7 protein-coding genes are annotated in these 6,955 nt (G+C 71.6%); all 7 read right to left on the minus strand.

Annotated features, from left to right (window positions below):
• On the minus strand, positions 1 to 353 hold a 353-nt coding region (locus VGW35_26045; protein ID HEV8311140.1), incomplete at its 3' end, for a hypothetical protein.
• A gap of 11 nt (positions 354 to 364) precedes the next feature.
• Positions 365 to 1,006, minus strand: a complete 642-nt coding sequence (locus tag VGW35_26050) for a TetR/AcrR family transcriptional regulator (GenBank protein HEV8311141.1) — start codon at positions 1,004 to 1,006, stop codon at positions 365 to 367.
• A gap of 85 nt (positions 1,007 to 1,091) precedes the next feature.
• Positions 1,092 to 2,141, minus strand: a complete 1,050-nt coding sequence (locus VGW35_26055; GenBank protein HEV8311142.1) for an MraY family glycosyltransferase — start codon at positions 2,139 to 2,141, stop codon at positions 1,092 to 1,094.
• On the minus strand, positions 2,138 to 2,995 hold the full coding sequence (locus tag VGW35_26060) for a glycosyltransferase family 2 protein (GenBank protein HEV8311143.1): 858 nt from the start codon (positions 2,993 to 2,995) through the stop codon (positions 2,138 to 2,140). The genes VGW35_26055 and VGW35_26060 overlap by 4 nt, the downstream gene beginning before the upstream one ends.
• 246 nt (positions 2,996 to 3,241) lie before the next feature.
• A complete protein-coding gene (locus VGW35_26065; GenBank protein ID HEV8311144.1) occupies positions 3,242 to 5,176 on the minus strand; it encodes an O-antigen ligase family protein in 1,935 nt (644 codons plus the stop codon).
• A complete protein-coding gene (locus tag VGW35_26070; GenBank protein ID HEV8311145.1) occupies positions 5,173 to 5,937 on the minus strand; it encodes an SGNH/GDSL hydrolase family protein in 765 nt (254 codons plus the stop codon). The genes VGW35_26065 and VGW35_26070 overlap by 4 nt, the downstream gene beginning before the upstream one ends.
• 38 nt (positions 5,938 to 5,975) lie before the next feature.
• The gene (locus VGW35_26075; protein HEV8311146.1) at positions 5,976 to 6,950 is read right to left on the minus strand and encodes a glycosyltransferase family 2 protein; all 975 of its coding nucleotides are present in this window, start codon (positions 6,948 to 6,950) and stop codon (positions 5,976 to 5,978) included.
• Positions 6,951 to 6,955 lie beyond the last annotated feature (5 nt).

Here is a 6,955-nt window from a genome sequence, read left to right on the forward strand (position 1 = left end):
GAGAATCCGCGGCCGACGAGCGGAGCCACGAACGCGGCCATCTGCGCCCCTCGCCCGCCCCAGCCGTGGACGAGGAGCACGGTCGGCCCCGACCCCCAGGCCCACGTGTCCACGCGGTGCCGGCCGATCGGGAGGGAGCGCGCTCGTGCCGTAGCCAGCGCGGTGGCCTCGTGGGCCGATGGCCGGGGACGCGGCGGGGTGAGGAACATCCGCTCGCCGAGCCGGGCGGCCAGGGTCGGGGCCAGCGCCGAGAGCATCGCGCCCGCGGCGCGGACGAGGACCGCTGAGCGGGGTGATTTTTTAGAGCGAACGATCGTGCTATTCATGAATCGGACATAGTCATCGTCGCGCATCGGGGCCTCCTCTAGCGCCGGCGGACGCCGGCCCGATCGGCGGGGGACGGGGTGCGAGCGGCCCCGACGAGCGCCTCGAAGGCGCGTTCGGCTCGGGCACGCGCGCGGGGGTCCTTCATGAGCCGCGAGGCGCGGCAGTAGGCGAAGACGATCCCATCGAGGTCGTAAGCAAACTGCTCGCAGTCGAGGTCGGGCCGGAAGTGCCCCTCCTGGATTCCGGTCCGGGCGACGTTGGCGAGCGTGTCGAGCCAGTCCCGCTGGGTGCGCACGAGGTAGTCGCGCGCCGGGCCGGGCCGCTCGTCCAGTTCGAACGTCGCCTGGACGAACGGACAGCCCCCGGGCAGCGGGCCCGAGAGCTCCCACTCGAACCAGCGCCCGAACAGGGTGCGCACCCGCGGCTCCCCGCGGGGCGCCGTGAGCGCGGGCTTGATGACTTCCTCGGTGAAGCGCCGCGCGGCGCTCTCGAGCACCGCGACCTGCAGGGCCTCCTTCGATCGGAAGTGGGCGAACAGCCCGCTCTTGGACATCCGGAGATCCGTGGCCAGGCGGCCGATCGTCAGGCCTTCGAAGCCCACCTTGGTGGCGAGGGCCAGCGCGTGGGCCAGGATCGTCTCCCGGGTCCGATGGCCCTTGCGGGTGTGGGTGGTGGACACGGGTTAATAATAGTACGATCGTTCGGATGTGTCAAGGAGGGCCGGTTCTGCTTCGGAGGGGCCCCTGGGGCCCCCTCCGGAGAAATCAGGGCAGCGAGCCGTTCTGCGAGCGGCGCTCCATGTATGTGAGCGCACCGAGCGCGGCGAAGATGAGGACGCCCAGGAGCACCGTCATCGAGAGGGCCGCCTGCTTCGGGAGGCGCGTCAGCAGCACCGCCACCAGGCCGAACACCATGCTCACGGCGAGGAGATAGCCGACGGTCTGCTGAGGCGAGAGCCCGAGACGGAGGAGCCGGTGGTGGAGGTGTTCCATGTCGCGGCGGAAGGGGTTCCGCCCGCGCGCCGTCCGGCGGACCACGGCGAAGACGGTGTCGAGGACGGGCAGGCCCAGGGCGACCAGGGGCAGAAGGAGGGTCATCGCCGCCGTCGCCTTCCGGTTCTCGAGCAACGACACGGTCGCCAGCACGAGCCCAATGAACGTGCTCCCCACATCGCCCAGGAAGATCCGGGCGCGCGGGAAGTTGTACGGGTAGAAGCCGAGGACGGCGCCGGCGAGCACGAGCGCCAGCACCGCCACCTCGCGCTCGTCCTTCAGGAACCCGACGGCGCAGAGCGACAGCGCCGCGATTCCGCCGATGCCTGGCGCGAGGCCGTCGAGTCCGTCCACCAGGTTGAGCGCGTTGATGACGGTGGCCACCCACAGCATCGTCACCAGGGCGCCGAGGGGCCCGAGGGGGACGGTCGAGCCGAAGGGATTCGTCAGCTCGACGACCCGAAGCCCGGCGGCGTAGAGGATCGCGCCCGCCAGGAAATGGGCCCCCAGCTTGGTGGGGATGCCGCACGCACGCAGGTCGTCCCAGGCGCCGACCGCCACCACGGGCAGCGCCGCCAGCGTGAGGCCGATCGCATGGTGCGACGCGATGCCGATCCCGGTGGCCTGCAGGATCCAGAGCGTACCGAGGACCGCCGCCACCAGGCCGAGTCCGCCGAGAGTCGGGACGGCTTCCGCGTGCACTTTCTGGGCGCCCGGGTGGTCGAGCGCGCCGGCGCGCCGGGCCTCGGCGATGACGACCGGCGTGAGCGCGAAGGTCGCGCTGGTTGCCAGGACGAAGCCCGCCAGTTCCGGCGGCATCATCGCCCGGCCCGGAGCGTGTTGGCCGCCACCAGCAGACCCGCGCGCACCGCGACCGCCGCCGCCACGACCGCCCGGAGCGGCCAGGGGGCGCCGAAGTGCTTCCGCACGTACCGCAACATGCCGCGGTGGCGAGCCCAGACCAGGCCGGCCGGTACCGGTCCCCGACTCGCCCCGATGTGATGCGTCACGACGGCGTCGGGGACGTACGCCACCGACCAGCCGGCGTCGCGCATGCGCCGACACCAGTCCATGTCCTCCACGAACAGGAAGTAGCCCTCGTCGAACGTCCCGAGCCGCTCGATGACGTCCCGCCGCACCATCAGGCAGGCCCCCGAGACCCAGTCCACCTCGCGCGCGCTCCGGTGGTCCCAGTCCAGGTAGAGGTAGTCACGCGAGGCCGTGTTGCCGGGCAGGAGGCGCGTCAGCAGCGCGTAGCGGCCGAAAAAGATCGTGAGATACCCCGGGAATCGACGGCAGGAGTACTGCAGGCGCCCATCGGACTCGAGGAGCCGGGCCCCCACGGCCCCGACCCGCGGATGGGCGTCCAGGTAACCCACCAGCGCGGCCACCGCGCCTTCGTGGACGACCGTGTCGGGGTTCAGGCAGAGGACGTGGCGGCCCCGCGCGAGGCGGATGCCCTGGTTCGAGGCCCGGGCGAACCCGACGTTCGCGGCGTTCTCGACGAGCCGAACCTGGGGGAATCGCTCACGGAACCCGTTCGACGCGAGCGTCCGACCGTTGTCGACCACGATCACGTCGAGGTCCAGCCCCGCGGTCGTCTTGTCGAGGCTGGCGAGGCACTCGGCCAAGTGCTCGTCGGACCGATAGTTTACGATGACGACAGAGCAATCCACGGGCCACCCATCCGGGGGAGTCTGCTGAGGAATACACGCACCGGGCCGATTATGGAGACCATGGTCGGCGAAGTCAAGGTTTTCGGCCGACTTACGCATTCCGCGGTATCCCCTAAGGGGGCGTGTCGGAGTAACCCGGCGCCGGCCACCGAGCGCGTGGTGCATCGAGGAGTGTTCCGAGCGGCGGCTTCGCCGCCGCCACGACGGGGGGGCATCGGGGGGTCTTCCGAGACCCCCCGAAATGGCCTAGTCACGCCACGCCACCTCGCCCACCATCACGCCGAGCCGCCGATCGTCCTCGGATGGCGTGAGCTCGCTCGGGCGGAAGGTGTAGGCCACGTCCACCTCGACCAGCGCATGGGTCCCCGGCGAATCCGCCACGGGCACCTCCAGCGTGTGCCATCCCGTCGTGGCCAGGGTGAGCACAGCCATGGGCCGGTGATTGACCATGACCCGCGCGACCTGGGGACGGGCCTCGATGCCCGGGATCGGCGCCCGGAATCGGAGCGTCATGACCCGTCCCTGCACGGGAACGGCCATGGCTGCGCGCCCGCGCGTCCAGCGCCCCGCGCTCCCGTCCGGCTGTCGCTCCCATCGATAGAAGCCGGCGTCGTAGCCGGGCGAGACGGGCCGCCGGAGCGCCGCCTCGGCGCGAAAGGCGACGATGACGAGGGCGACGGCGACCGCGGCGGCCGCCCACCGTCGCGACCAGGCAGGCTGCCGGGCCGGAGGTGCCAGCGCCACCGCGGTGCCGGCGACGATGCACGCCAGGTACACGAGCGCCGGGACCCGGAACGTGAACTGGACGACGCCGTAGACGAGCCAGCCGGTGAGGGCGGCGACGATGCCTCTGGCCAGCAGCGCCGCGCCCGGCGGCAGCGCCGGCAGGCGCCGGATGGTGCCGAGCCAGACCGCCCCGAACAGGGCGACGAAGCTGGCGACCCCGACGAGCCCTTGCTCGGCCAGGAGGTGCAGGTACTGGCTGTGCGCCGTCCCCCAGAAGGGGCCGAAGTCGCGGGGAAGATCGAGGCCGGCGTACTCGCGGAAGAAGAAGGCGTAGCGCCCCGTGCCGACGCCGAGGAGCGGGTGATCGAGCCCCATCCGGAGGGCCGTCGCCCACAGCCGGATCCGGTTGGGGTCGTCGGCGATCCGGAGGAAGCGGCCCGCGATCCGGCCCTGGAGCACCCAGGCGTCGAGGGCGGCTCCCGCCGCCAGGGCGATGGCGGCGACGGCGAGGAGCCACGGCCACGCGACTCGCCGCGGCGCGGCGCGCCACGACAGCCAGACCAGGGTGCCGAGGGCGACGAGCAGGGCCACGTAGGCGGCGCGCTGAAACGTGAGGAGCAGGGCGGCCGTTCCGACCGCCGCGGCCGCCGCCGCCAGGGTCCGCTGCCACCGGGGCGCCGCGCCACAGGCCAGGGCCACGAAGAGCGGGATCGCGAGCACGAGGAACAGCGCGAGGTAATCGGGATTCCAGGCCACCGCGGTGAGCCGGAGGTCGGGATTCTGCCACGTCCAGAAGGACAGGGTGAGGTACGCGCCGCTGGTCCTGATCACGCCGAAGAACCGGAGCAGGCCGAAGGCGGAGAGGACGGCGACCAGGCCGGCCAGCGGCAACAGCGTCGCCTCGACGGCCGGCCGCATCGAGGGCTGGGCCGCGATGGCGAAGAGCCCGGCGCCGACCAGGGCGACCAGGACGCGGTCGAGGTAGTGGAGGTGCGAGATGTCGGGGATCCCCTGGGCGAGGATCGGCGCCCAGTCGAGCGAGCGGAAGAGCCAGAGATCCTCGAGGAGGTCCCGCAGGTTCAGGGGGAGCGCGATCGCGGCGGCGCCGGCGAAGAAGAGGAGGGCGCCGCCGTAGTAGGGGACGAGGCGGACGCGTCCGAGGAGGCGGTGGGCGAGAAAGCTCAGGAGGACGCCGACCGCGAGCGCGTGGTGCAGGAGGAAGTAGGGGGTCTTCTGCTCGCCGAGGACGAAGGGCGAGGTCAGGACGAGAGCGGCCAGGCCGTTGGCCGGATGCCGCACGACCAGGAGGCCGAGGAGGAGCGCGAGCAGGGTTGCCGTGACGGGCGCCGGCAGTCGGGCGAGGGCAGCTACGGCCGCGATGGCGGCGAAACCCGCGAGGATCCACCAGGACGAGACCTGCGCCGGGCCGCGGGCGTCGGGCTCGGGGCCCCTCACCGGGTCTTCTGGCGCTGGGCCCCATCGGAGGGCGGCGGGACGGGCGGAGTGGGCGCGGAAGGGGGCGGCGGGATCGCCTGTCGCATGGCGTTGAACCAGATCCCGGCCATGACCGCGTAGCCGCGCTCGTTCGGGTGGAGCGGATCCTCGATGCCGCGTTCGGGAGAGCCGAAGAGGCTCCGGTCGTTCATCCCGTTGAAGATCTCGGCGAGGGTGATGCGGCGCGACTGGGCCAGGCTCCGGATCTGGGTGTTCGCCTGCGCGATGATGCCCTGGGCCCCCGGGTCGTTCCGGAAGTTGGGCGGAAGCGTCCCGATGATCGGAATCGTCTTGTTGGCCTGGGCCCGGGCCACCATCGTGTCGAGGTTGGCCAGGATGGACGCGGGACCGTCGCCGCGGTCGGCGTCGTTCGTGCCCTCCATGATCAGCACGAAGCCCGGGTGATCGGCCGCCAGGACTCCGGACAGCCGCTCCCGACCGTCGGGAGTCCGCTCGCCGCTGAGGCCCCGGTTGATGACGCGCCAGGCGGGATCCTGACCCCGGAGCATGTTCTGGAGGATGCTCGGGTAGTTGCTGCTCGTGTCGAGCTTGCTGATTCGTCGCCGCCGCTCGCCGAGCGAGCCGAACGTGATGCTGTCGCCGAAGGCCGACACCAGGCGGGGGTTGTTCGGGCCGAAATCGAAGTCGGGCGGAGTCGTTTCGCCGGGCCCGGTGGGACTGCCGCCGCCGCAGCCCGCCGCCAACCCGACGAAAAGCCCCAACCCGAGGACCCGCGCGCACCATCGCGCTGCGCCCAGGATCAGGATCCGCCCCCCCCGGAGATGATCTCCCGCACGATGTAGACGGGCTTCCGCTGGGACTCGTGATAGGTGCGCACGAGCATTTCACCCAGGAGCCCGATGCTGACGAACTGGAAGCCCACCACGACCAGCAGCACGGCCAGGAGCAGAATCGGACGGTTGGCGAGCGGGACTCCCTGGACGATGCGCTGATAGGACAGGACCGCGGCCAGGAGCACGCCGCTGCCGCCGACCAGGAGCCCCAGCAACCCGAAGATCTGGATGGGCCGTGTCCAGTAGCTCATCAGGAACTTGACGGTCAGGAGGTCGAGGAGTACGCGCACGGTCCGCCCGAGCCCGTACTTGGAGACCCCGCTCCGGCGCGGCCAGTGCCCGACCGGGACCTCGCCGATGGTCGCCCCCACCCAGCGGGCGAGCGCGGGCAGGAAGCGGTGCATCTCGCCGTACAGCGCGATGTCGCGCAGGATCTCGCGGCGATAGACCTTGAGCGCGCACCCGTAGTCGTGGAGGTGGACGCCGGTGATCCACGAGATGAGGGCGTTGGCCAGGCGGGAGGGAACCCGTCGCGACCAGAGGGGGTCCTGGCGCTCGTGGCGCCAGCCGCTCACGACGTCGTATCCCTCCTTGAGCTTGTCGAGGAGGCGCGGGATGTCGGCGGCGTCGTTCTGGCGGTCGCCGTCCATGGTGACCACCAGTTCTCCCCGGGCCAGGTCGAAGCCGGCGGCCAGCGCCGCCGATTGGCCGAAGTTGCTGCGCAGCCGGACGACGTGAAGGCTCGGGAAGCGGGCGGCGGCCTCCCGGAGCCGGGCAGCCGTGCCGTCGGTCGAGCCGTCGTCCACCACGATCAGCTCGTACGGGCGGCCCAGCCCCTCGAGCGCGTCCCGGATGCTCTCCAGGAGCGGCGTCACGTTGTCTTGCTCGTTGTGCACCGGGATGACGATCGAGACGAGCTCGGTCGGGGGCGCTCCGGTCACGAGGA

Source organism: Candidatus Methylomirabilota bacterium (assembly GCA_036005065.1).
In the GTDB taxonomy this organism is placed as follows: Bacteria; Methylomirabilota; Methylomirabilia; order Rokubacteriales; family DASRDR01; genus DASYQW01.